Source organism: Falsiroseomonas sp. CW058 (genome assembly GCF_050563535.1).
Classification (GTDB): Bacteria; Pseudomonadota; Alphaproteobacteria; order Acetobacterales; family Acetobacteraceae; genus Falsiroseomonas.
The window spans coordinates 1-21511 of record NZ_JBNXUO010000011.1; the positions used below are offsets into that span (position 1 = coordinate 1).

Sequence of the window (21511 nt, forward strand, 5' to 3'; positions counted from 1 at the left end):
AACCCGCGCAGCCGCCCCCGCCGCCGGTCCCGGCCATCGGCGCGGTCACCGGGCTCGCCCTGCCGCGCTTCGCCGCGCTGCGCTCGGACGAGGTCAACATGCGGGTCGGGCCGAACACCACCTTCCCGATCGAATGGACCTTCCAGCGCCGCGACCTGCCGGTGCAGATCATCGGCGAATTCCAGCTCTGGCGCCGCATCCGCGACGTGGACGGGGCGGAGGGCTGGGTGCATTCCTCGACGCTCGCCGGCCGGCGCACCGTGCTGGTCCGCCCCGCCGGCAACGCGCCCGAGGCGACGCTGCGCCGCCGGCCGGAGGAGGGCGGCGTGGCCGTGGCGAAGCTGCGCCCCGGCGTCATCGCCCGCATCCGCGAATGCGAGGCCGGCAATCCCTGGTGCGAGGTGCAGGTGGGCGGCCAGCGCGGCTTCCTACGCCGCGCCGAGGTCTGGGGCGTCGGCCCCGAGGAGGAGGTGAAGTGAGCGACGAAACCCCGCCCCCCGCCACCCATGACATCGGCGGCGCCCCCCGCTTCCGCTGCACGCCGGTCGAGCCCGACGAGGCGCCGCCCGACGCGTTCGGCAAGCGCGTCGACGCGCTGCGGCAGATCCTGGCGCGCAAGGGGCTGATGAGCGTGGACGAGCTTCGGCGGGGGATCGAGGCGATCCCGGAGGAGCGGTATTTCGCGCTCGGCTACTACGAGAGGTGGCTGCTCTCGATCTCCGGCCTGATGGTGGAGAAGGGCGTGGTCGAGGCGGGGGAGATCGCGCAGTGACGCTCCGCCCCGGCACCCCTGTCCGCGTCAGGCGCGACTTTCCGGAGACGCGCGGCCGCTGCCACATCCGCACGCCGCACTACCTGCGTGGCCTGTCCGGCGTGGTGGAACGCCCGCTCGGCGCCTTCCCCAACCCCGAGGACCTGGCCTTCGGCCGCCCCGCCGCGCGCGTCCCGCTGTACCATGTCCGCTTCGACCAGCCCGCCCTGTTCGGCGAAGGCGCCAAGGGCGACACGCTGCTGGTCGAGGTGTTCGAACACTGGCTGGAGGAGCTGCACTGATGGCCGCGCCGCCGACCGCCGAGAGCCTGGCCCTGCTGGAGCGCTTCACCGCCGCGCTGAAGGCGCGCGGCGTGGTGACGGAAGCCGAGATCGCCGACCAGGTCGCGCGCACCGACCGCGCCAGCCCCGAGATCGGCGCGCGCATGGTCGCCCGCGCCTGGACCGACCCCGCCTTCCACGCGCTGATGATCCGCGACGGCACGGAAGCGGCGGAGCGCATGGGCGTGTCCATGGCCGGGGCGCCGCCTCTCGGCGTGCTGGAGGACACGGAGGCGGTGCACCACCTCGTCGTCTGCACGCTCTGCTCCTGCTACCCGCGCATGGTGCTGGGCTATCCGCCGCACTGGTACAAGTCCGCCGCCTATCGCGCACGCGCGGTGCGCGACCCGCGCGGCGTGCTGGCGGAATGGGGCACGGTCCTGCCTGCGGGGGTGGAGGTGCGGGTGGTGGACAGCACGGCGGACTACCGCTGGATGGTGCTGCCCCGGCGCCCCGCCGGCACCGAGGACTGGGACGAGGCGCGGCTGGCCGCGATCGTCACGCGCGACGCGCTGGTGGGGGTCTCGCTGCCGCGCGCGGGGTGAGGCACGCTGCCGCGCGCGGTGGGGATCCGGCGCCTCCGCGGCGCTGCCCCGTCGCGCGGTTGTGTACGCCCGAGACTTGAGCGTAGCCGGCGCGCGCGCCGATCCTTCCCCGCAGCGACAAGGTGGAGGAGGGACGATGCGCGGCGATGCCATGGCGGCCTCGGCCGCCGCCTGCGTGGTGGCGATGCTCTGCCAGGGACCTGCGGCGGCGCAGCCGCGCCCGCATGAGCCCGGCGCGGAAGCCTATCGCCTGGCCTGCGCGCAGTGCCATGGCCCGATGGGGCGCGGCGACGGGCCGCTGCGCTCTCTGCTCAATATCCAGGCGCCCGACCTGACCACGCTCAGCCAGCGCAACGGCGGCGAATTCCCCTTCCTGCGCATCATGCAGGTCGTGGACGGGCGGACCCAGGTCGGCGCGCATGGCACCGCCTCCATGCCGGCCTGGGGCGCCGTCTTCTCGCTGGAGGCGTCGGACCGCCTGGAGCCGCAATGGCGCGAGACCTACATCCGCGGCCGCATCGTCGAACTGGTCGGCTACGTCCAGTCGCTGCAGCGCTGACGCGCCGCCGGGCGGGGATGGCTTTCCCCCCGCCCGGCACCCGCCCTACCGCAGCGGCAGCGCGTACATCAGCCCGCCGCGCGTCCAGAGGTCGTTCAGCCCGCGCGCCAGCCCGATCGGGCTGCCGCTGCCGAGGTGCCGCTCGAAGCTCTCGCCGTAGTTCCCGACCGCCTTGACCGCGTTGTAGAGCCAGCGTTCGTCGAGCCCGAGCGCGCGGCCGAAGCCCGGCGTGACGCCGAGAGCGCGCTGCACGGTCGGGTTGGTGCTGCGCAGCATCTCGTCGACATTGGCCTGGGTGATGCCAAGTTCCTCCGCCTCCACCAGGCCGGTCAGGACCCATTTCACCACGTCGAACCACTGGTCGTCGCCATGGCGCACCATGGGGCCGAGCGGTTCCTTGCTGATGCGGTCGGGCAGCAGGACGTGGTCGTTCGGGTTCTGCAGCGCGGTGGCGCGGTAGCTGGCCAGCTGGCTCGCATCCTGCGTCATCACGTCGCAGCGGCCCGCGGCATAGGCGGCTACGAACTCGTCCGGCCGCTCGATCAGCACCGGTGTCATCCGCAGGCGGTTGGCGCGGAAGTAGTCGGCGACGTTCAGCTCGCTCGTCGTGCCCGGCTGCATGCAGATGGTCGCGCCGTCCAGCTGCCGCGCCGAGGTGACGTTGAGCGCGCGGCGCACCAGGAAGCCCTGGCCGTCATAGAAGTTGACGCCCGCCATGTTGAGGCCGAGCGCGGTGTCGCGCTGCAGCGTCTGCGTCGCGTTGCGCGCCAGCACGTCGATCTCGCCCGACTGCAGCATGGTGAAGCGGTTCTGCGAGGAGGTCGGCACGAAGCGCACCTTCGACGGGTCGCCGAACAGGGCGGCGGCCAGCGCCCGGCAGAAATCGGCGTCCAGCCCGCGATACTCGCCCCGGCTGTCGGGGGCGGAGAAGCCGGCGACACCCTGGTTCACGCCGCAGATCACGCTGCCCCGCGCCTTCACCGCATCCAGCGTCGGCCCGGCCTCCGCCGCGCCCATCCACCCCAGCGCCAGGCACAGCCCGGCGATCCAACCCCTGCGCATCCTCGTCTCCCTCGCTTCGGCCCCGTCGCGTGGAGCGAAGCCCATCCGCAGCGCCGCCGCAAGCGGCACGAACCGGCTGCGCGACATCGCGTAACCGCGCGCATCCCCGGGCGTTGCGGCGCGGAACCCCGCCCGGAGACGCCGCATGACCGACAGCCTCGCCACCACCTGGGCGCCGCGCCTGCTGAGCGTGCTGCGCATCGTCGCCGCGCTGATCTTCCTGCTGCACGGGTCGCAGAAGCTGCTGGGCTTCCCACCGCTGGCGCCGAACGCGGTGCCGCCCGCCTTCCTGTCCCTGTCATGGGTGGCGGGCGCGCTGGAGCTGGTGCTGGGCGGGCTGATGCTGGTGGGGCTGTTCACGCGCCCCGCGGCCTTCGTCGCCTCGGGCGAGATGGCCTTCGCCTATTTCATCGGGCATGCGCCGCGCAACATCTTCCCCACGCTGAACGGCGGCGACGCGGCGATCTTGTACTGCTTCGTCTTCCTCTACATCGCCGCCGCCGGCGCGGGGCCGTGGAGCGTGGATGCGATGACGCGCCGCCGCGGCGAGGCCGCTGCCTAGGCGGCCACCGCGCCGCGCCCGCGCCCGCGCCGCGCGCGCAGCAGAAGCGTCGCCACGATCGCGACATTCATGGCGTTCCAGGCGACGCCGTTGAGGAAGGCCATGGCGTAGCTGCCCGACAGGTCGAAGATCAGCCCCGACAGCCAGCCGCCCAGCGCCATGCCCACCATGGTGGACATCAGCACGATGCCCACCCGCGTCGCCGCTTCCTTCGGGGGGAACAGCTCCCGCACGATCACGGCGTAGGACGGCACGATGCCGCCCTGGAACAGGCCGAACATGGCGGAGATGACGTAGAGCGAGGCGAGCCCGTCGAAGAACAGGTAGAAGGCCAGCGCCACCCCCTGCAGCACCGACCCCAGCAGCAGCGTCGCCAGCCCGCCGATGCGGTCCGCGATGAAGCCCGACGCGATGCGCGAGACGATGCCGAAGGCGAGCATGAGGGACAGCATCTCCGTCCCCCGCGCCACGCCGTAGCCGAGGTCGCCGCAATAGGCGACGATGTGGACCTGCGGCATCGCCATTGCGACGCAGCAGCCGAGCCCGGCGCAGCACAGCACCGCCGTCAGCGCGTTCTTGGACAGGCCGAGCGGCCGGTCCGCCTCGCGCTGCTCGGCCGCCGTCATCGGGGCGGCGCGCAGGACCGGCGGGCGGGCGCGCAGCAGCAGCGCCAGCGGCAGCATCGTCACCAGGCAGAAGGCGCCGATGACGAGATGCGCCACCCGCCAGCCATGCGCCGAGATCAGCAGGTCCAGCACCGGCGGCCAGACCGCGCCGGCCAGGTAGTTGCCGCAGGCCGCGATCGCCACCGCGATGCCGCGCCGCCGCTGGAACCACAGCGACGCATCGGCCATCAGCGGCGCGAAGGTGGCGGAGGCGCCGAGCAGCCCGATCAGCACGCCATGCGCCAGCGCGAAGACCAGCAGGCTCGGCGCCAGGCCGGACACGACATAGCCGCCCGAGAGCATCACCGCGCCCGCCAGCACCGGCGGCATGGCGCCGAAGCGGTCGGTCATCCGCCCCATCAGGATGCTGCCGGCCGAGAAGCCGAGCATCAGCAGGGTGTAGGGCAGCGACGCCTCGGACCGGGTCGCGCCGAATTCCGCCTGCACATGCGGCAGCGCCACCACCACCGACCACATGCCGATGCTGCCCGTCGTGCACAGCGCCAGGATGGCGGCCAGCCGCCGCCAGGCCGCCGGCCCGTCGATGAGGGGGGACGTCACCACCCGCCCGGCCCGAAGGTCACGAATTCCTCCAGCGGGATGCGCGTGGTGACCAGCGCATTCGCCGGCTCCCCCGCATCCATGACGCCGAGCGACATGCCGCAGACCAGCGCCTGGTCGTCCGGGATGGACAGGTGCGCGCGCACCACGTCGTGGTGGTCGCAGAAGGCCGCCTGCGCGCAAGTGTCGAGCCCGTGGCCGCGCGCGGCGAGCATGACGGATTGCAGGAACATCCCGAAGTCCAGCCAGGACCCCTGTTCCAGGTCGCGGTCGATCGAGAACATCAGCCCGACCGGCGCGCCGAAGAAGTCGAAGTTGCGCGCGCGCTGCTCATGCGCCGCCGCGTGGTCGCCGCGGCCGATGCCGCACAGGCTGTAGAGGCCCCAGCCCGTCTCCCGCCGGCGGGAATGGTAGGGCTCGCGCCAGTTGCGCGGGTAGTAGTGGTAGTCGCGCGCCACCTTCGCGCCGGCATCGTGGGCGGCACGCAGCGCGGCCGACAGCCTCGTCTTCTCCTCCCCCACCGTCACCCGCACGCGCCAGGGCTGGATGTTGGAGCCCGACGGCGCGCGCGATGCGGCGCGCAGGATCGCCTCCACCGTCGCGCGCGGCACCGGGTCCGGGCGGAAGCCGCGGATGCTGCGGCGCGTGGCCAATGCCTCGAACACATCCATGGCCGGCGCCGGTGCCTCCTTCCTGTCGGGCGGGCAGTCTGGCGGCGCGGGGGCGGGCGCGCCAGCCGGGGGGGGGCGGGCCGGCGCGGCCGCCCGTGGTCCGGGCAAACATTCCGCGCGCATTTCAACTGGTGGTGGCGGCCGCGCTCGGGCAGCATGGCGCGCCATGCGCCGCCACCTGCGCCCCCTCCTCCTCGCCACCACCGCCCTGCTCGCGCCCGGCCTGGCGCTGGCGCAGTCGCCGCAGGGCGGGCGGGTCGTCGCGGGCCAAGCCGCCATCGCCCAGACGCCGGGGCGCACCCAGGTCACCCAGGGCAGCGACCGCGCGGTGATCGAATGGCGGCAGTTCGATGTCGGCGCCGGCCACCAGGTGGACATCCGCCAGCCCGCGACATCGTCCTTCTCGCTCCAGCGCGTCACCGGGCCCGATCCCTCCGCCATCGCGGGGCGGGTCACCAGCAATGGCGGCGTCGCGCTGGTGAACCCCGCCGGCATCGTCTTCCACCAGGGCGCCCAGGTGGATGTGGCGGGCCTGATCGCCACCACCGCCGACATCCCGAACACCGCCTTCATGGCCGGCCGCATGGCCTTCGATGGCCCGTCCCGCCCCGGCGCGCGGGTCGAGAACCGCGGCGGCATCACGGTGGCGGAAGGGGGCATGGCCGCGCTGGTCGCGCCGCATGTCGTCAATTCCGGCACCATCCGCGCGCGCCTCGGCCGCGTCGCGCTGGCGGGCGGGGAGGCCTTCGCGCTCGACCTCGCCGGCGACGGCCTGCTGTCGCTCGACGTCACGCGCCAGGTGGCGGCGGCGCCGGGGGGCGGGGCGGCGCTGGTCACCAACACCGGCACGATCGATGTCGCGGGCGGGCATGTCACGCTGACCGCCCGCGCCGCCTCCGGCCTGCTCGAATCGCTGGTCGAGGCCGGCGGCCGCATCGCCGCGCCCGGCGGCACGGTTGAGGCGACGGCCCCCGGCGGCGCGGTGCGCGTGCCTGCCGGCGCCCTGCTCGACACCGCGGGCGGCGCCGGGGGCGGGCGGATCACCGTCGGCGCCGGGCGGGACAGCAGCCCGGGCGCGCCGCAGCGCCTGTCCGCCACCACCACCGTCGCGCGCGACGCCACGCTGCGCGCCGGCCGCGGCGGCACCGTCATCGTCCATGCCGGGACGCGCACCACCATGTCCGGCACGGTGGAGGCCGAGGGCGGGACCATCGAGGTCTCCTCCCGCGGCGCGCTGGCGCTGGACGGCGCGATGCGCGCGCCGGGCGGGACGGTGCTGGTGGACCCGCAGGAGCTGCGGATCGTCGCCACGCTGTCGGGCACGGCCGAACCGGCCGAGGTCACGGCCGCCACCGTCAACGCCACCACCGGCGCGCTGGTGCTGCAGGCCGACCGGTCGATCCGCGTGCTCGCGGCGGTCAACAAGCCGGTCGGCCCGCTGACGCTGCAGACCACCAACGCCACCGCCGCGGCCGGCGACGGCATCCGCATCGAACGCCCGCTGCGCGTCACCGGCGACCTCGCGCTGCTCTCGGCCGGCGACATCACACAGTCCAGCAGCGGCGCCGCGGTCAATGCCGGCACGCTCGCCGCGCGCAGCACGGGGGGGGCGGTGCGGCTCGATGCCGGCGGCAACGCCATCCGCGCGCTGGCCGGCGGCGGGGCGGCGACGCGCTTCGACCTGGCGACCACCACGGCGCTGTCGGTCGATGGCGCGGTCGCGGCGCCGGCGCTGCGCATCGCATCGAACCAGCGGCTGTCGCTGTTCGCGCCGGTCGAGGCCAGCGGGGTGGCGGAACTGGTCGGGCTGCGCGGCATCGTGCAGGCGGCAGGCGGCGCGGGCGTCTCGGCCGGCACGCTGCTGCTCGAATCCCCGCTCGGCGCCGTCGCGCTGGGCGGGGCGGGCAACCGCATCGTCAATCTCGGCGACGGCAGCGCGCCGCTCGGCCTCGTCCTGGTGAACGAGACGGCGCTGAACCTCGCCGGCACGCTGTCCGCCGGGGCGGTGATGCTGACCGCGCGTGGGGGCGACCTGACGCAGGACCCCGCCGCCTCCCGCCTGCTGGCGAGCGAATTCGCCGCCTTCGCCCCGGCCGGGTCGGTGCTGTTCGACGGACCGCTGAACGCCATCCCCCGCCTGCGCGGGGCGGCGCGGGACGCCTTCGTGGTGGATGCGGGCGGCGCCCTGGCGCTGTCCGGCGGCGTGGCGGCCGCGGAGGTCTGGCTGCGCGCGGCCGGCGACATCACGCAGGAGCCGGGGGCGGCGATCGCCACGGGGCTGCTGCGCGCCGATGCCGCGGGCGGCAGCGCCGTGCTGGACGACCCGGCGAATGCGGTGCTGGCGCTGGGCGATGCCGGCGCCGCGCTGGCCTTCACCCTGGCCACGGCGACCCCCCTGGCCATCCGCGGCACGCTGGCCGCGCCGGAGGTGACGCTGGTCGCCGCCGGGATCGCGCAGGGCGATGCGGGCGCCATCGCGACCGCGCTGCTGCGCGCCAATGCGCGGGCGGGCGACGTGGCGCTCACCGGCGCGGGGCACGCCATCGCGGCGCTCGGCCCGGGCGGCGCCGCGGGCGGCTTCGCGGTGGCGACCGGCGGCGCGCTGGCCGTCACCGGCGCGCTGGATGCCGGCGGCACGCTGGCGCTGGAGGCCGCGTCGCTGCGCCTGGCGGCGGACCTGGTGGGGCGGGACGTCCGCCTCGTCGCCCGCGGCGGTGACGTGGCGCAGGAGGCCGGGCGGATCGCCGCCGCCACTCTGCGGGCCGAAGCCGCGGGTGCGGTGCGGCTGGAAGCGGCGGGCAACGCCCTTGCCGCAGCCGGCGGGCGTGCCGGCACGGCGTTCCGCCTGCGCAGTTCCGGCACGCTGGCCGCGGACGGGATCGCGGCGGAGGAGGTCGCGCTGGCGGCCGGCGGGGCGGTGCATCAGCCGGACGACGGCGCCGGCATCGCGGCCGGGCTGCTCTCGGTGCGGGCGGGCGGCGCGGTGACGCTGGCCGCGCCCGCCAACACCATCGCCGCCCTCGGGCAGGTCGCCGCACCCGGGGGGCTCGACCTCCGCAGCGGCCGGGCGCTGCTGCTGACGCAGCCGCTCGACCTGCCCTCGGCCCGGCTGGTGGCCGGCGGCACGCTGGCGCAGGCGGAAGGCGCGCCGCTTTCGGCCGGGCTGCTGCGCGCCACCGCCGCGGGCGACATCCTGTTCGAGGCGCCGGGCAACGCCATCGCCCGGCTCGGCGGCACGACGGCGGAAGGCGCGCTGCGCCTCGCCACCACCGGTGCGCTGGTGCTGGAAGGCACGCAGCGCGCCGGCAGCGTGCTGGCGCTGACGGCGGGCGGCACGCTGCGGCAGGGCGCGGGCGGCGTGCTCGACGCGCCACGGCTGCATGCCGTCTCGCTCGGCGGCGATGTCGACCTCGGCGGGGCGAACCGCGTCGCCGCGCTGTCAGGCAGCGCGGCCGGGCGCTGGGCCTTCGCCGCGCCGGGCGGCGGGGCGCTGGCGCTGGCCGGCGTGGTCGCGGCGCCGGAAGTGGCGATCGCCGCGGGCGGCGACCTCGGCGAGGGGGTGGGCGCGCTGCGGACGGGACTGCTGACGCTCGATGTCGCGGGCGGGGTGGCACTGGGCGGGGCCGGGCACCGCGTGGCGGCGCTGGCCGGCCGCGCGGGCGCGCTGCGGCTGGCGGCGGGCGGGCCGTTGCAGGTGACGGGGCCGCTCGCCTCCGGCGCGGGGCTGGAGCTGGCGGCGGAGTCGATCGGCCTGCTCGCGCCCGTCGGGGCGGCGGGCGGGGCGCTGCTGGTGGCGACCGCCGGGGATGTCGCGCAGGCGCCGGCCGGCGCGGCGCTGCGCCTCGGCGCGGGGCTGGAGGTGCATGCCGCGGGCGCGGTGGCGCTGGACGGCGCGGGCAATGCGGTGCCGGTCCTGCTCGGCGGTTCCGCCACCGGCGGCTTCGCGCTGGCGACGGAGGGCGCGCTGGCGCTGCGCGGCGCCCTGTCCGGGGAGACGGTGGCGCTGCGCGCCGGGGCGGGGCTGCTGCTGGACGGCGCGGTGCTGGGGGCGGGGCGGGCGGTGCTGCTGGCGGCGCCGGGCGGCCTGTCCGGCGGTGCGCCGAGCCGCGTGCTGGCGCTCGACCCCGGCCGGCATCCGGTGCTGCTGGTGGACACCCGCCGCATCGGCGGGCTGCGCGCCATCCCCGATGCGGTGCGGGCGGACCTGCCGGGGCTGGCGCCGGCGCAGCAGGCCACGCAGCTTGCCACCTTCGGCCCGGCTGGCGGCGCCGAGGGTGCCGGCGCGGTGTTCGACATCGCGGCCGGCGCCTCGCCGGTGTTCCTGCTGCTCGGCTCCGGCGCCGCGCTCGGCGTGCTGGAGGCCGGGCGGCTCGGCGTTCTCGGCCAGGGCGGCTCGGCCTTCGTGGTCGGCACGCTCGGCGGCGCGGGGGGCGAGGCGGCGGCGGCGCTGGTGGCGGTGGCGGCGGCCGCGCCGGGCTACCTGTTCAACCAGTGCGGGATGGGGCTGGCGGGCTGCGGCGCACCCCCACCCCCACCGGCCGAGCCGCCGCGTGTGCCGCCGCCTGCCATCGTGGTACCCCCGCCCGCGGCGACGGCCATCGTGGTGCCCCCGCCCGCGCCTGCGCCCGCCGCGCCGGCGCCGGGCTTCCACCCGACGTTGCAGCGCGCCTTCGGCGAGGCCGCGCTGGCCCCCGCGCCCTGGTTCCCCTGGCCGCCGCGCTGGCCGCTGGACGGGGTGGCGCGGGTCGAGGAATAGCGCCTGGTCCGCCGGAGGCTGAATCGCCGGAGCGGTGAGGCAGCCGCGCGGAAAGGGGCTACGGCAGGGTGGGCGGGCACCCGCCGCCCGGCGCTACCGGTTCATCAGCCCGTCGATCAGGCCGCGCAGCATCCCCGCGCCTTCCGCCAGGCCGTCCGTGCGCAGCGGCGCGCCCTCGGCCGTGCCGGTGGCTCGGGCGAAGCCGGTGGCGTCGAGGGCGAGTTCGCGCGCCGAGAGCTTGCCGTCCCCGTCATAATCCATGCTCTCGATCAGCAGCCGCGCCGTCAGCACGCCGGCCAGCGTGCCGGCGGCGGTGGCGCCGAGCAGGACGTCCTGCGTCGCGCCTTCCTGCGCCGCGACCACCCAGGCGATGCCGCGCGTCAGCCGCGCGAGTTCCGCCGCGGAGAGCAGCGCATCGCCGCTGACATCGCCCTGGCGCACGATGGCGTCGGCGCAGGCAGCGGGCGTGCCGGCGGCGCAGGCGGCCTCCACATGCTCGATCGCGGCCAGCGCGGCGACGCCTTCGCCATGCAGGCCGGCGAGCAGCGCGGGCGGCGCGGGGCAGCGGCGCCACACGCTGGCGCGCGCATCGCCGGGCAGCCGGTCGTCGCGGGTCTTGGGGTCGGGCTCCGCCGTCTCCAACCCCTCGGCCACGCCGCGGAACAGCAGGCGCGGCGCCTCGGCCCCCGTGCCGGTGCCGAGAGTCCAGCCGCCCGCCTCCCGCGTGTCGCGGAAGCGGACCAGCCGGGCCGGCGCCTCGGATTCCACGCGCACCGCGGCGCGGCCGGTCATCACCAGCATCGCCTGCGGGTCGGCGCAGTCGCCGGCGAACCAGGCGCCGCGCAGCGGCTCCGGCACGCCCTGGGCCAGGGCGGGCGCCGCGAGCGACGCGGCCAGCCCGCAGGCGAGGAGGGTCTTCTTCATCATCGGATCTCGATCTCCTCGCCCGAGCAGAGGTCCACCCCCGCCCGCGTCACTTCCCGCCCGTCGCGGAACACCGCCACCAGGTCGGCGGCGCAGGCATCGGCATCCGGCGGCCCGATCTCGAAGGTGTCGCCCGCCGGCAGGATGTCGGTGCCGAGCCGGTCCTCGCCGCGCGGCGCGCCGGGCGGGGCGGCGTAGATCTCGACGATCGGCAGCCGCCCGGCATTGCGGATGCGCAGCGTGGCGGACAGCGGCAGGCCGGCCTCGCCGGGCGGGGCGGGCACCGCGCCTTCGTCCCCCAGGCGTTCGGCCAGCACCCAGGCCGGGCGCAGCACGATGCGGTCACTGGCGCAGATGTCCACCTCGCGCCGTTCCTCCGCGCCGCCATTCGGGAAGACGATGCGGATGTCCACCTCGCAGGCGCCCTCGACCTCGGTCGCGGCCTCGTCGCCGACGGGCAGCGGGCTGGCGCGCAGCCGGTCCGGGCCCCAGTCGCTTTCCGTGCTGGCCGAGACATAGATCTCCTGCACCGTCGCCAGATGGCGGTTCACCAGCAGCAGCGGGTGGCGCGGCGGGGCGGGGATGGTGCTGCGGTCGAAGGCGATGCTGCGGTCGACGCAGAGATCGGCGCGTTCCCGCACCTCCTCGCGGTCATCGGCATAGACGGCGCGGATGTCGAAGACGCAGTCGCGGGACCGGATGCGCATGCGGAATTCGGCATTGGCGTCGATCACCGCGGCGCCCAGCCGGTCCGGGCCCCAGTCGCCCGGGCCGCGGGCCGCGGCGCCGGCGCGGGCGGCGTAGAGTTCGCGCAGCATCACCTGGCTGCGGTTGGCGACCGTCACCTCCAGCACAGGCACCGAGGGGTCGCCGAAGACCAGGCGCTGGTTGCGGCAGATGTCGACGCGCCGGCGCACCTCCTCCGACCCGTCCTGGTATACGGCGGTGACGTCGAGCGTGCAGTCGCGCAGGCGGCCGAGCCGGACGCGGAAATTCGCGCCGGGTGCCACCGTGTCCGCACCCAGCCGGTCGGGTCCGCGATCCGTGGCGTTGGGCGGCGCGGCGTAGAGCTCGCGCAGCGTCAGGTCGGTCTCGTTCTGGACGGTGAATTCGCGGTTCGGCGGCTGGCCTTGCTGCGCGAGGGCGGGGGCGGCGGGCAGGCCGGCGAGGGCGAGGCCGGCCACCAGCCAGGCCAGCAGGAGGGGCGCGGGCGGCCGGAAGGCCCGGAAAGGCGGCATGAGGCGTTGGTCTCCCGTTCTGCCGGGAAAATGCTCCGGCGGGCGGGGGGCCGTCCAGCGGGCGATTGTTGCCCCCCTGTCACCTTCCTTCCAGCGGCGGCGCCGCGCCATCCGCCGCTTCCGGCGTCCTGCGCGGGCGGAGCACGGCATAGGCCAGCAGGATCACCGCCAGCATCGCGCCCGCCAGCGCCGGGGCGCGCCAGTCCCCCGTGGCGATGCGGTTCAGCAGCAGCGCGCCGCAGACCAGCGCGCCGCCGGCCGGTACCGGCCAGGGCACCTCGAAGCCGCCATGCGGCTCCGCCGGGCGGCGCTGCAGAACCAGCAGCGCCAGGTTGACCACGGCGAACACCGCCAGCAGCAGCAGCACGGTGGCCGAGGCGAGCTGCCCGATGTCGCCGGCCATGACCAGCGCCACCACCACCGGCATCAGCGCCAGCACCGCGATGTGCGGCGTGCGCCGGCCCGGATGGATGCGGGCCAGCGGCGCCGGCATCAGCCCCTGCCTCGCCATGCCCAGCAGCAGGCGCGACGCGGTGACGTAGTTCAGCAGCGCGGTGTTGGCGACCGCGAACAGCGTGATGGCGACATAGCCCCAGCCCGGGAACCAGGGTGCCGCGCGGGCCATCACCTCGGCCAGCGGCCCCGGCGCCGCGGCCAGTTCCCGCCAGGGCACGACCGAGACGGCGGTGACCGAGACGGCGATGTAGAGCGCGGTCGCGGCCAGCATGGCGCAGACGATGCCGATGGGCAGGGTGCGGCGGGGGTCCTTCGCCTCCTCCGCCACGTTCAGCGTGTCCTCGAAGCCGATGAAGGCGAAGAAGGTCAGGATCGCGCCCGTCATCAGGAAGGACAGGCCGATGCCCTCGCCCGACGGCGTCTCGAACAGGTCGGCGGCGCCCCAGTACGGCGCGCCCACCGCGATCACCAGCAGCAGCCCGGTCGCCTCCACCGCCGTGCAGACGATGTTGAACCACATGCTCTCCCGGATGCCGCGCACCACCACGCCGGCGACGATCAGCACGAAGCCGAGCGCGATCGCGACCTGCGGCACCGCCTCCGCCCCGGTCAGCCGCAGCAGGTTCTCGGCCACCACGCGCGACTGCGTCGCCACCGAGGTGAGGCCCGACGCCATGATGGCGAGGCCGACCGTCCAGGTCAGCAGCGGCCGGGCGAAGGCGCGCCCGGTGACATAGGCGGCGCCCCCCGCGCGCGGATAGCGGCTGCCGAGCGAGGCGTAGGACAGCCCTGTCAGCAGCGCCGCCACCATCGCGACGAGGAAGCCGAGCCAGACGGCGGAGCCGAGATCGCCCGCCGCGCGCCCCACCAGGCCGTAGATCCCGGCGCCCAGCATGCCGCCGAGCGTGTAGGCGAAAAGCTGGAACGGCGTGATGCTGCGGTGCAGCGCGGGTTCGGCCGGGGGGTCCGGGGGGGTCATGGCGCGTCCTGTCATGCCGCAGCGAGGGCTACGCCCGGCTTCGGGGTGCGGTTCCGGCGCTGCCGCGCGGGGGTGGTTTGCGCGCGCCGCCCGCCGTGGCCTAGTGTTCCGCGGAACGACGCCCGCGCCCCTGCGCGACCCCCCGGGAGGACCGATGACCACCGAACGCCGCACCCTTCTCGCCGCCGCCGGCGGCGCCCTCTCCCTCGGCCTCGCCGGGCGCGCGGCGCGCGCGCAGCAGCGCATGAACAGCCTCTACGTCTTCGTGCCCGCCGGGCCGGGCGGCGGCTGGGACGGGCTTGGCCGCGCGATCGAGCAGGCGGGCCGCGCCGCGGGCCTCGTCGGCAGCTTCCAGTTCGAGAATGTGGGCGGCGCGGGCGGCATGGTCGGGCTGCCGCGCTTCCTCAGCACCCGCCGCGGCCGCCCGGACAGCGTCATCATCGCGGGCAGCGTCATGGTCGGCGCGGCGCTGACCAACCGCACCCCCGTCTCGCTGAAGGACGTGCTGCCGGTGGCGCGCATGACGGAGGAGGCGGGCGTCATCATCGTGCCCGGCAATTCCGAGATCCGCGACATCGCCGGCCTGCTCGCCGCGCTGCGGGCCAACCCGCAGGCGGTCTCGGTGGCCGGCGGGTCGGCGGGGGGGACGGACCACATCATCCTCGGCCTGATGCTGCGCGCGCTCGGCCGGCAGGCGCGGGAGGCGTCCTTCGTGGCCTTCCCCGGCGGCGGCCCGGCGCAGGCGGCGATCCTCGGCGGGCAGGTGAAGGCCGGCATCTCCGGCTGGTCCGAATTCTCCGAGCAGATCCGCGCCGGCCGCGTCCGCGCGCTGGCGACGACGGGGGAGAGGCGGCTCGACCCCAACGTGCCGACGCTGAAGGAAAGCGGCGTGGACGTGGCGCTGACCAACTGGCGCGGCGTCTTCGCCGCCCCCGGCATCAACGCGGCCCAGCGCCAGGCGCTGGTGGAGCTGATGACGGCGGTGCATGCCTCCGAAGCATGGAAGCGCATCCTGGCCGACCGCGGCTGGGAGGACGCCTTCCTGACCGGCGCCGCCTTCGACCAGTTCCTGGAGCGCGACCGTGCCGACAACGAGGCGGTCCTGCGGGATCTCGGCCTCGTCACGTGAGGCCGGGGGGCGGGCCGGGGCGGTCGGGCGCCGATCTCGGCGCCGCGCTCTTCGTCCTCGGCCTCGGCCTGGTGGCGGTGTGGCAGACCTTCGCCATCCCCGCCTCGCCGATCTACGCGCAGGTCGGGCCGAAGCTGGTGCCGGCGATCATCTCCGCCGCGCTGCTCGCGCTCGGTATCGGGCTGGTCGGCAGCGCGCTTCGCGGCGGCTGGTCGCGCGACATCGAGGAGTTGCAGGGCGCGGCGCCGCTGAACCTCCGCGCGCTCGGCCTGCTGCTGGCGGGGCTGCTGGCGAATCTCGTGCTGATCGACGCGCTGGGCTTCACCGCCGCGGCGACGGTGCAGTTCGTGCTGGTGGCGGCCGCCTTCGGGTCGCGCGCGCATCTGCGCAACCTGGCGATCGCCTTCGCCGTCTCGCTCGGCGCCTATGTGCTGTTCGTGAAGGCGCTCGGCGTCAATATCGGCGCGGGCGTGGTCGAGGGGCTGATCTTCGGGGTGCCGGAGTGACGCCGCGCCCCGCGCCCCCCCGCGCCATATGCCTGACGCCACACAACGGGCCGCAACGCGGCCCCGCGCGCAGGGCGACCGCCGGTCCCGGCGCCACGGCGCGTCGGCGCGAAGCCAAGCGCGCGGATGCGCGCGCCCGGCGTCTGAGGGCACATGAAGGGCCGCAACGCGGCCCCGCGCGCAGGGCGACCACCGGTCCCGGCGCCACGGCGCGTCGGCGCGAAGCCAAGCGCGCGGATGCGCGCGCCCGGCGTCTGAGGGCACATGAAGGGCCGCAACGCGGCCCCGCGCGCAGGGCGACCACCGATCCCGGCGCCACGGCGCGTCGGCGCGAAGCCAAGCGCGCGGATGCGCGCGCCCGGCGTCTGAGGGCAAGGTAAATGGACTCGATCAGCGGGCTTGCGTTGGGGTTCGGCAACGCGCTCACGCTCGCCAATCTCGGCTGGGCGCTGCTCGGCTGCTTCCTCGGGACCGCGATCGGCGTGCTGCCGGGCATCGGGCCGGCGCTGACCATCGCACTGCTGCTGCCGATCACCTTCAGCGTCTCGGCGACCGGCGCCTTCATCCTGTTCTGCGGCATCTTCTACGGCGCGATGTACGGCGGCAGCACGACGTCCATCCTGCTGAACACGCCGGGCGAATCGGGCTCCATCATCACCGCGCTCGAAGGCGCGCGGATGGCGCGGAACGGGCGCGCGGGGCCGGCGCTGGCCACCGCCGCGATCGGCAGCTTCGTCGCCGGCACGGTCGGCACGCTGGGCATCGCCTTCGTCGGGCCGGTCATCGTGGAATACGCGCTGAAGCTCGGCCCGGCCGAGTATTTCGCGCTGATGGTGCTGTGCTTCGTCACCGTCTCCGCCGTGCTCGGCGGCAGTGCGCTGCGGGGGCTGACCAGCCTGTTCTTCGGGCTGCTGCTGGGGCTGGTGGGCGTGGATCTGCAGACCGGCCAGGCGCGGATGACCTTCGGCGTGCCCGAACTGCTCGACGGGGTGAATGTCGTGCTCGTCGCCGTCGCGCTCTTCGCGGTGGGGGAGACGCTGTACCTCGCCTGGCGCTACGTGGAGGGCGAGCAGAAGGTGCTGCCGGTGGGCAGCGTCATGATGTCGAGGTCCGACTGGAAGCGCAGCTTCTGGCCCTGGATCCGCGGCGCGGGCCTGGGCTTCCCCTTCGGCGTGATGCCGGCCGGCGGGACCGAGATGCCGACGATGCTGAGCTACTACGCCGAACGCAAGCTTGCCGCGCCCGAGGCACGGAAGGAGTTCGGCACCACCGGCGCGATCGAGGGCGTGGCCGGGCCGGAGGCCGCGAACAACGCGGCGGCCGCGGGCATCCTCGTGCCGATGCTCACCCTCGGCCTGCCGACCAGCGCGACGGCGGCGATCATGCTGTCCGCCTTCCAGTCCTATGGCATCCAGCCCGGGCCGCTGCTGTTCACCACCCAGGCGGAGCTGGTCTGGACGCTGATCGCCAGCCTGTTCGTGGCCAATGTGATGCTGGTGGTGCTGAACCTGCCGCTGGTGGGGCTGTGGGCGCGCATCCTGAAGATCCCGCAGCCGCAGCTCTATGCCGGCATCCTGGTCTTCGCCACCATCGGCACCTACGGCATCAGCAATTCGGTGGTGGACCTGATGCTGCTGTACGGCATCGGCGTCATCGCCATGTTCATGCGCCGCTTCGACTTCCCGGTCGCGCCAGTGGTGATCGGGATGATCCTGGGCCCGATGGCCGAACAGGCGATGCGCCAGGCGCTGACCATCAGCCAGGGCGACTGGACCGTCTTCGTGACGCGGCCGGCGAGCCTGGCGATCCTGCTCGTCGCGCTCGCCGCGCTGGCGGGGCCGCGGATCTACGGGGCCTGGCTGCGGCGGGTCGCGGACTGACGACGGCGGGTGGAACCCCGCCCGCCTACATGTCGAGCAGCGCGTCGATGGCGTCCTGGCCGAGATCGGCGGTGCGGTCCTGCACCGTCGCGGCCGCGGTCTTCACCTCCACGCGCGGCAGCTGGGGCGGCGCCTTGCCCTCGCCCGGCAGCATCCCGGCCAGCATCGTCTCGACCTGCTGGAGGTGCTGGATGGCGCGGCGGACGCGCTGCCCGGTGAGGTCCTGGAAGGAACAGGCCTCGAAGATGGTGTTGATGCGTTCCGCCAGGGCCTGGAGGTCGGCGGGTTCCTTCGCGGCGCGGGTCGCCCAGTCCTGGATCGCCTCGGCGGCTTCCAGGATGGTGGTGGCCGCGGTCTCAGTCGCCTGCACCACCGCCTCCAGCTCGAGCCCGCTGTTGCGCGTGGCCGCGGCCGGCACGGCGACGAGCTGGGCGATCTGGTCCTGGATGCGCGACAGCTCCCCCACCATCCGCTCCTCCCCCATGTCGGCGAGTTCGAGGCTGGCATGCAGCTCCGCGCTCAGCTCCGCGATGCGGCGGTCCACGAAGCTCCGCAACTCGGCGATGGGGGGCGCCAGCTCCGTGCGGATCGCGCTGCGGAGGAGGTTCGCGGGGATGGCGTCCATGTGGCAGGGGTCCGGGCAGCGTTTCGCCCCAGCCATTGCACCCGCCGCGTGAACAGGGCGTTGATGCCGGGGCTACACCGCCTCGGCCAGCACGATCCGGCGGCGGATGGCCACCGCCCCGGCCGGCATCCCGGCGAACAGGTCCTTCTCCGCCTCCAGGATCACCACCCCCGCCAGGCGCGGGCAGACCAGGCGGCCCGCGCGTTCCATCACCGGCGCGCAGGCGCCGAGGAAGCGCAGCCCGTAGGGCGGCAGGAACAGCGCGGCGTCGCGCCGCTCCGCCCGGAACAGCTGCCGCGCCAGCATCCGTTCGAGCTGCCCGCGCGAATAGGGCTGCCCATGGCCGAAGGGGGTGCGTTCCAGATGCGCCCACATCCCGACCCGGTTCGGCGCCACCACGATCATCCGCCCGTCGTCGCGCAGCACGCGCCAGACCTCGCGCAGCAGGCGGCGCGCATTCTCGGCCGCTTCCAGGCCATGGACCAGCAGCACCCGGTCGAAGCTGCGGTCGGCGAAGGGCAGCGCATCCTCCTCCGCCGCCAGGGTGGCGGCCGCCGCGGGGCGGGCGGGCCAGCGCGCCAGCCGGCCGTTGTGGTGCGCCGGCACCAGCGACACCGCCCGCCGCGCCTCGGCTTGCCAAAGGCCGAGATAAGGTGCCGCATGGCCGATGCCGAGGACGGACTGCCCCGGCAGGGCGGGCCAGAGCGCATGCAGCCGCGCCGCCACCAGCCGGGCGGCGACGTCGCCGCCGGCGGAGGCGTAGAAGTCCGGCAGGCCGTGGACCTCGGTCGTCATGCCGGAGATATAGGACGGATCGCCCCGGTCAGGGACCGGCGGCGTGACGATGGACGGGAGAAGGCCGGAGATGACGCTGAAGGTCGAGGCGGTGCCCTGCCTGGAGGACAACTACCTCTGGCTGCTGAAGGACGGCCCCACCGGGGCGGTCGCGGTCTGCGACCCGGGCGAGGCGGAGCCCGCCATCGCGGCGGTGGAGGCCGCGGGCGGCAGGCTCGACCTGATCCTGCTGACGCACCACCACGGGGACCACGTCAACGGGGTGGCCGGGCTCAAGGCCCGCTTCCCCGGCGCGAAGGTGGTGGGCGCGGCGATGGACCGCCACCGCCTGCCGCCGCTCGACCAGGCGGTGGCGGAGGGCGACCACGTCGCGCTCGGCGCCGCGCGGGCCGAGGTGCTGCACCTGCCTGGCCACACCACCGGCCACATCGCCTTCCATTTCGGCCCCGACCATGTGCTGCTCTGCGGCGACGTCGTCTTCGCGCTGGGCTGCGGCCGCCCGCTGGAGGAGGGGGGGATGGAGGCGCTGTACCGGTCCTTCCGGCGGCTGGCCAAGCTGCCCCCCGCCACGCGGCTCTGCTGCGGCCACGAATACACCGAGGCGAATGCCCGCTTCGCCCTGACGGTGGAGCCCGGCAACAAGGCGCTGCGGGCCGAGGCCGAGGCCGCGGGCGCGCTGCGCGCCGCCGGCCGCCCGACCGTGCCGACCACGATCGCGCAGGAACTGGCGGCCAATCCCTACCTGCGCGCCCGCGACCTGGAGGAATTCACCGCCCGGCGCGAGGCGAAGAACCATTTCCGCGGCTGACCGGCCGCAGCGGGAACCAGGACCGAGGGAACGACACCACATGAAGCTGCACCATTCGCCCGCCAGCCCCTTCGTCCGCAAGGTGATGGCCGCCGCCATCCTGCGCGGCATCGAGGGGCGGATCGAGACCGTGGCCACCGACCCGCATGTCTCGCCCGCCGCGCTGCTGCGGGACAACCCGCTGTCCAAGATCCCCTGCCTCATCACCGATGACGGCATGGCGGTCTATGACAGCCCGGTGATCTGCGAATACCTCGACACGCTCGGCGACGCGCCGCCGCTGTTCCCGCCCACCGGCAGCAAGGCGCGGCTGGCCGCGCAGGTCCGCCAGGCGCTGGCCGACGGCATCATGGATGCGGCCGTCGCCCGGCGGATGCGCTTCGGCAAGCCGGTGGACGAGGCGCGGGCCGCCTTCCTCGACCGCCAGAAGGCGGCGGTGGAGCGCGGGCTCGCCGCGCTGGAGGCGGACCCGCCGCGGGGCCTCTCGGATATCGGCGCCGTCTCGGTGGGCTGCGCGCTCGGCTATCTCGACTTCCGCTTCGCGAACGAGCCCTGGCGCCCGGCGCATCCCCGGCTCGCCACCTGGTTCGAGGAGGTCTCGGCCCTGCCCGCCATGGCGCGAACGGCGCCGCCGAAGTGAGCCCCGACCTGCGGGACGGCGCGGCGACGGCCGGCGCGGTGGTGGCCGCGCTCGGCCTCGCCCCGCACCCCGAGGGCGGGCATTACCGCGAGGTCTGGCGCGACGCGGCGGAAGGCGGCGGCCGTGGCGCCGGCACCGCCATCCACTTCCTGCTCGATGCCGGGGAACGCAGCCACTGGCACCGGGTGGATGCGGCGGAGCTGTGGATCTGGCAGGCCGGCGGGCCGCTGGTGCTGTCGCTCGCCCCCGACGGCGCCGGCCCGGTGCGGGAGGTGGTGCTGGGCCCCGGGCTCGGCGCCGGGCAGGCCTTGATGGGCGTGGTGCCGAAGGGCTGGTGGCAGGCGGCGCGGCCGGCGGGGGACCGCTGGTGCCTGGTCGCCTGCACCGTCAGCCCCGCCTTCGACTTCGCCGGCTTCGAGCTGGCGCCGCCGGGATGGGAGCCGGGGGGGTGAGCAGCTCGATCGCCTGGGACGAACGCTTCGCCGGCGGCGGCTTCCAGTTCGGCGAGGCGCCGAACCGCTACCTGGAGGAGCTGCGCCCCTGGCTCGCGCCCGGGATGCGCGCCCTGGCGCTGGGCGACGGGGAGGGGCGGAACGGCGTCTGGCTGGCCGCGCAGGGGCTGGCGGTCACCTCGCTCGACTGGTCGGCGGTCGGCATGGCCAAGGCGGCGCAGCTTGCCGCGCGGCGCGGCGTGCGGATCGACACCGTGGTGGCGGACGCCGCCGCCTGGGCCTATCCGGCGGCGGGGTTCGACCTGGTCGCCTGGATCTACCTGCACCTGCCGCCCGCCGACCGCGCGGCGGCCGCCGCCGGCGCGGTGCGCGCGCTGGCGCCCGGCGGGCTGCTGGTGCTGGAATGCTTCACCCCGGCCCAGCAGGGCCGCCGCAGCGGCGGGCCGAAAATGCCGGAACTGCTCTGGTCGCGCGCGATCGTCGAGGAACTGTTCGGCGGGCTCGAGGTGCTGGAACTGCTGGAGGGCACGGTCAGCCTGGATGAGGGGCCGCGCCACCAGGGCCCGGCGGAGGTGGTGCGGGCGCTGCTGCGGAAGCCGGGGTGAG

The 21511-nt window shown here is 75.2% G+C and carries 22 protein-coding genes; 14 read left to right on the forward strand and 8 right to left on the reverse strand.

Features of this window, described 5'->3' with window-relative positions; translation table 11 throughout:
- The 5 genes from ACK8OX_RS10900 to ACK8OX_RS10920 form a co-directional block, all read left to right on the forward strand.
- Window positions 1-479: SH3 domain-containing protein (locus ACK8OX_RS10900; RefSeq protein ID WP_430664078.1), on the forward strand; the 479-nt coding region annotated here is incomplete at its 5' end.
- Window positions 476-772, forward strand: a complete 297-nt coding sequence (locus tag ACK8OX_RS10905) for a nitrile hydratase (RefSeq protein WP_430664079.1) — start codon at window positions 476-478, stop codon at window positions 770-772. The genes ACK8OX_RS10900 and ACK8OX_RS10905, both read left to right, overlap by 4 nt.
- Window positions 769-1053: an SH3-like domain-containing protein gene (locus ACK8OX_RS10910; RefSeq protein WP_430664081.1), complete on the forward strand. Its 285-nt coding sequence runs from the start codon at window positions 769-771 to the stop codon at window positions 1051-1053. The genes ACK8OX_RS10905 and ACK8OX_RS10910 overlap by 4 nt, the downstream gene beginning before the upstream one ends.
- The gene (locus ACK8OX_RS10915; RefSeq protein WP_430664083.1) at window positions 1053-1637 is read left to right on the forward strand and encodes a nitrile hydratase subunit alpha; all 585 of its coding nucleotides are present in this window, start codon (window positions 1053-1055) and stop codon (window positions 1635-1637) included. Before ACK8OX_RS10910 ends, ACK8OX_RS10915 begins: the two co-directional genes overlap by 1 nt.
- Before the next feature lie 136 nt (window positions 1638-1773).
- On the forward strand, window positions 1774-2196 hold the full coding sequence (locus ACK8OX_RS10920; RefSeq protein WP_430664084.1) for a c-type cytochrome: 423 nt from the start codon (window positions 1774-1776) through the stop codon (window positions 2194-2196).
- 45 nt (window positions 2197-2241) lie between these two features.
- Here ACK8OX_RS10920 and ACK8OX_RS10925 read toward each other — a convergent pair whose 3' ends face one another.
- Window positions 2242-3345: an amino acid ABC transporter substrate-binding protein gene (locus ACK8OX_RS10925; protein ID WP_430664086.1), complete on the reverse strand. Its 1104-nt coding sequence runs from the start codon at window positions 3343-3345 to the stop codon at window positions 2242-2244.
- Window positions 3346-3403: 58 nt separating this feature from the next.
- On the opposite strand from ACK8OX_RS10925, the gene ACK8OX_RS10930 reads away from it, so the two are divergent.
- The gene (locus tag ACK8OX_RS10930) at window positions 3404-3820 is read left to right on the forward strand and encodes a DoxX family protein (RefSeq protein ID WP_430664088.1); all 417 of its coding nucleotides are present in this window, start codon (window positions 3404-3406) and stop codon (window positions 3818-3820) included.
- On the opposite strand, the gene ACK8OX_RS10935 is transcribed toward ACK8OX_RS10930, so the two are convergent.
- Both ACK8OX_RS10935 and ACK8OX_RS10940 read right to left on the reverse strand, forming a co-directional pair.
- The gene (locus ACK8OX_RS10935; RefSeq protein WP_430664089.1) at window positions 3817-5046 is read right to left on the reverse strand and encodes an MFS transporter; all 1230 of its coding nucleotides are present in this window, start codon (window positions 5044-5046) and stop codon (window positions 3817-3819) included. The two genes, ACK8OX_RS10930 and ACK8OX_RS10935, sit on opposite strands and share 4 nt — an antisense overlap.
- On the reverse strand, window positions 5043-5717 hold the full coding sequence (locus ACK8OX_RS10940) for a nitroreductase (protein WP_430664090.1): 675 nt from the start codon (window positions 5715-5717) through the stop codon (window positions 5043-5045). Before ACK8OX_RS10940 ends, ACK8OX_RS10935 begins: the two co-directional genes overlap by 4 nt.
- A gap of 166 nt (window positions 5718-5883) precedes the next feature.
- Between ACK8OX_RS10940 and ACK8OX_RS10945 the strand changes: the two genes are divergently transcribed.
- Window positions 5884-10473, forward strand: coding sequence for a filamentous hemagglutinin N-terminal domain-containing protein (locus ACK8OX_RS10945; RefSeq protein WP_430664091.1), 4590 nt, complete (start codon window positions 5884-5886; stop codon window positions 10471-10473).
- A 93-nt stretch (window positions 10474-10566) separates the two neighbouring features.
- On the opposite strand, the gene ACK8OX_RS10950 is transcribed toward ACK8OX_RS10945, so the two are convergent.
- The 3 genes from ACK8OX_RS10950 to ACK8OX_RS10960 form a co-directional block, all read right to left on the reverse strand.
- Complete coding sequence (locus tag ACK8OX_RS10950) at window positions 10567-11400, reverse strand: hypothetical protein (RefSeq protein WP_430664092.1); 834 nt, start codon at window positions 11398-11400, stop codon at window positions 10567-10569.
- The gene (locus tag ACK8OX_RS10955) at window positions 11397-12635 is read right to left on the reverse strand and encodes a hypothetical protein (protein WP_430664093.1); all 1239 of its coding nucleotides are present in this window, start codon (window positions 12633-12635) and stop codon (window positions 11397-11399) included. The genes ACK8OX_RS10950 and ACK8OX_RS10955 overlap by 4 nt, the downstream gene beginning before the upstream one ends.
- Window positions 12636-12714: 79 nt before the next feature.
- On the reverse strand, window positions 12715-14070 hold the full coding sequence (locus ACK8OX_RS10960) for an APC family permease (protein WP_430664094.1): 1356 nt from the start codon (window positions 14068-14070) through the stop codon (window positions 12715-12717).
- 154 nt (window positions 14071-14224) lie between these two features.
- Here ACK8OX_RS10960 and ACK8OX_RS10965 point away from each other — a divergent pair, with 154 nt between their 5' ends.
- The 3 genes from ACK8OX_RS10965 to ACK8OX_RS10975 all read left to right on the forward strand — a co-directional run bounded on the left by ACK8OX_RS10965 (window position 14225) and on the right by ACK8OX_RS10975 (window position 17585).
- A complete protein-coding gene (locus ACK8OX_RS10965) occupies window positions 14225-15199 on the forward strand; it encodes a Bug family tripartite tricarboxylate transporter substrate binding protein (protein ID WP_430664095.1) in 975 nt (324 codons plus the stop codon).
- Entirely contained in the window at window positions 15196-15705 is a 510-nt protein-coding gene (locus tag ACK8OX_RS10970) for a tripartite tricarboxylate transporter TctB family protein (protein ID WP_430664096.1), read from the forward strand. The genes ACK8OX_RS10965 and ACK8OX_RS10970 overlap by 4 nt, the downstream gene beginning before the upstream one ends.
- A gap of 380 nt (window positions 15706-16085) precedes the next feature.
- Window positions 16086-17585, forward strand: coding sequence for a tripartite tricarboxylate transporter permease (locus tag ACK8OX_RS10975; RefSeq protein ID WP_430664097.1), 1500 nt, complete (start codon window positions 16086-16088; stop codon window positions 17583-17585).
- A 25-nt stretch (window positions 17586-17610) separates the two neighbouring features.
- Here the strand turns inward: ACK8OX_RS10975 and ACK8OX_RS10980 are convergent, their stop codons facing one another.
- Window positions 17611-18210: a hypothetical protein gene (locus ACK8OX_RS10980; RefSeq protein WP_430664098.1), complete on the reverse strand. Its 600-nt coding sequence runs from the start codon at window positions 18208-18210 to the stop codon at window positions 17611-17613.
- A gap of 72 nt (window positions 18211-18282) precedes the next feature.
- Complete coding sequence (locus ACK8OX_RS10985; RefSeq protein ID WP_430664099.1) at window positions 18283-19005, reverse strand: class I SAM-dependent methyltransferase; 723 nt, start codon at window positions 19003-19005, stop codon at window positions 18283-18285.
- 70 nt (window positions 19006-19075) lie between these two features.
- On the opposite strand from ACK8OX_RS10985, the gene gloB reads away from it, so the two are divergent.
- From gloB to ACK8OX_RS11005, 4 genes are read left to right on the forward strand one after another with little or no spacing between them, the layout of a single operon-like run.
- Window positions 19076-19813: a hydroxyacylglutathione hydrolase gene (gloB, locus tag ACK8OX_RS10990; RefSeq protein WP_430664100.1), complete on the forward strand. Its 738-nt coding sequence runs from the start codon at window positions 19076-19078 to the stop codon at window positions 19811-19813.
- 40 nt (window positions 19814-19853) lie between these two features.
- Window positions 19854-20453: a glutathione S-transferase N-terminal domain-containing protein gene (locus tag ACK8OX_RS10995; protein WP_430664101.1), complete on the forward strand. Its 600-nt coding sequence runs from the start codon at window positions 19854-19856 to the stop codon at window positions 20451-20453.
- The gene (locus tag ACK8OX_RS11000) at window positions 20450-20905 is read left to right on the forward strand and encodes a cupin domain-containing protein (RefSeq protein ID WP_430664102.1); all 456 of its coding nucleotides are present in this window, start codon (window positions 20450-20452) and stop codon (window positions 20903-20905) included. The genes ACK8OX_RS10995 and ACK8OX_RS11000 overlap by 4 nt, the downstream gene beginning before the upstream one ends.
- Window positions 20902-21510, forward strand: coding sequence for a class I SAM-dependent methyltransferase (locus ACK8OX_RS11005; RefSeq protein WP_430664104.1), 609 nt, complete (start codon window positions 20902-20904; stop codon window positions 21508-21510). The genes ACK8OX_RS11000 and ACK8OX_RS11005 overlap by 4 nt, the downstream gene beginning before the upstream one ends.
- The last annotated feature ends 1 nt before the right edge of the window (window position 21511 follow it).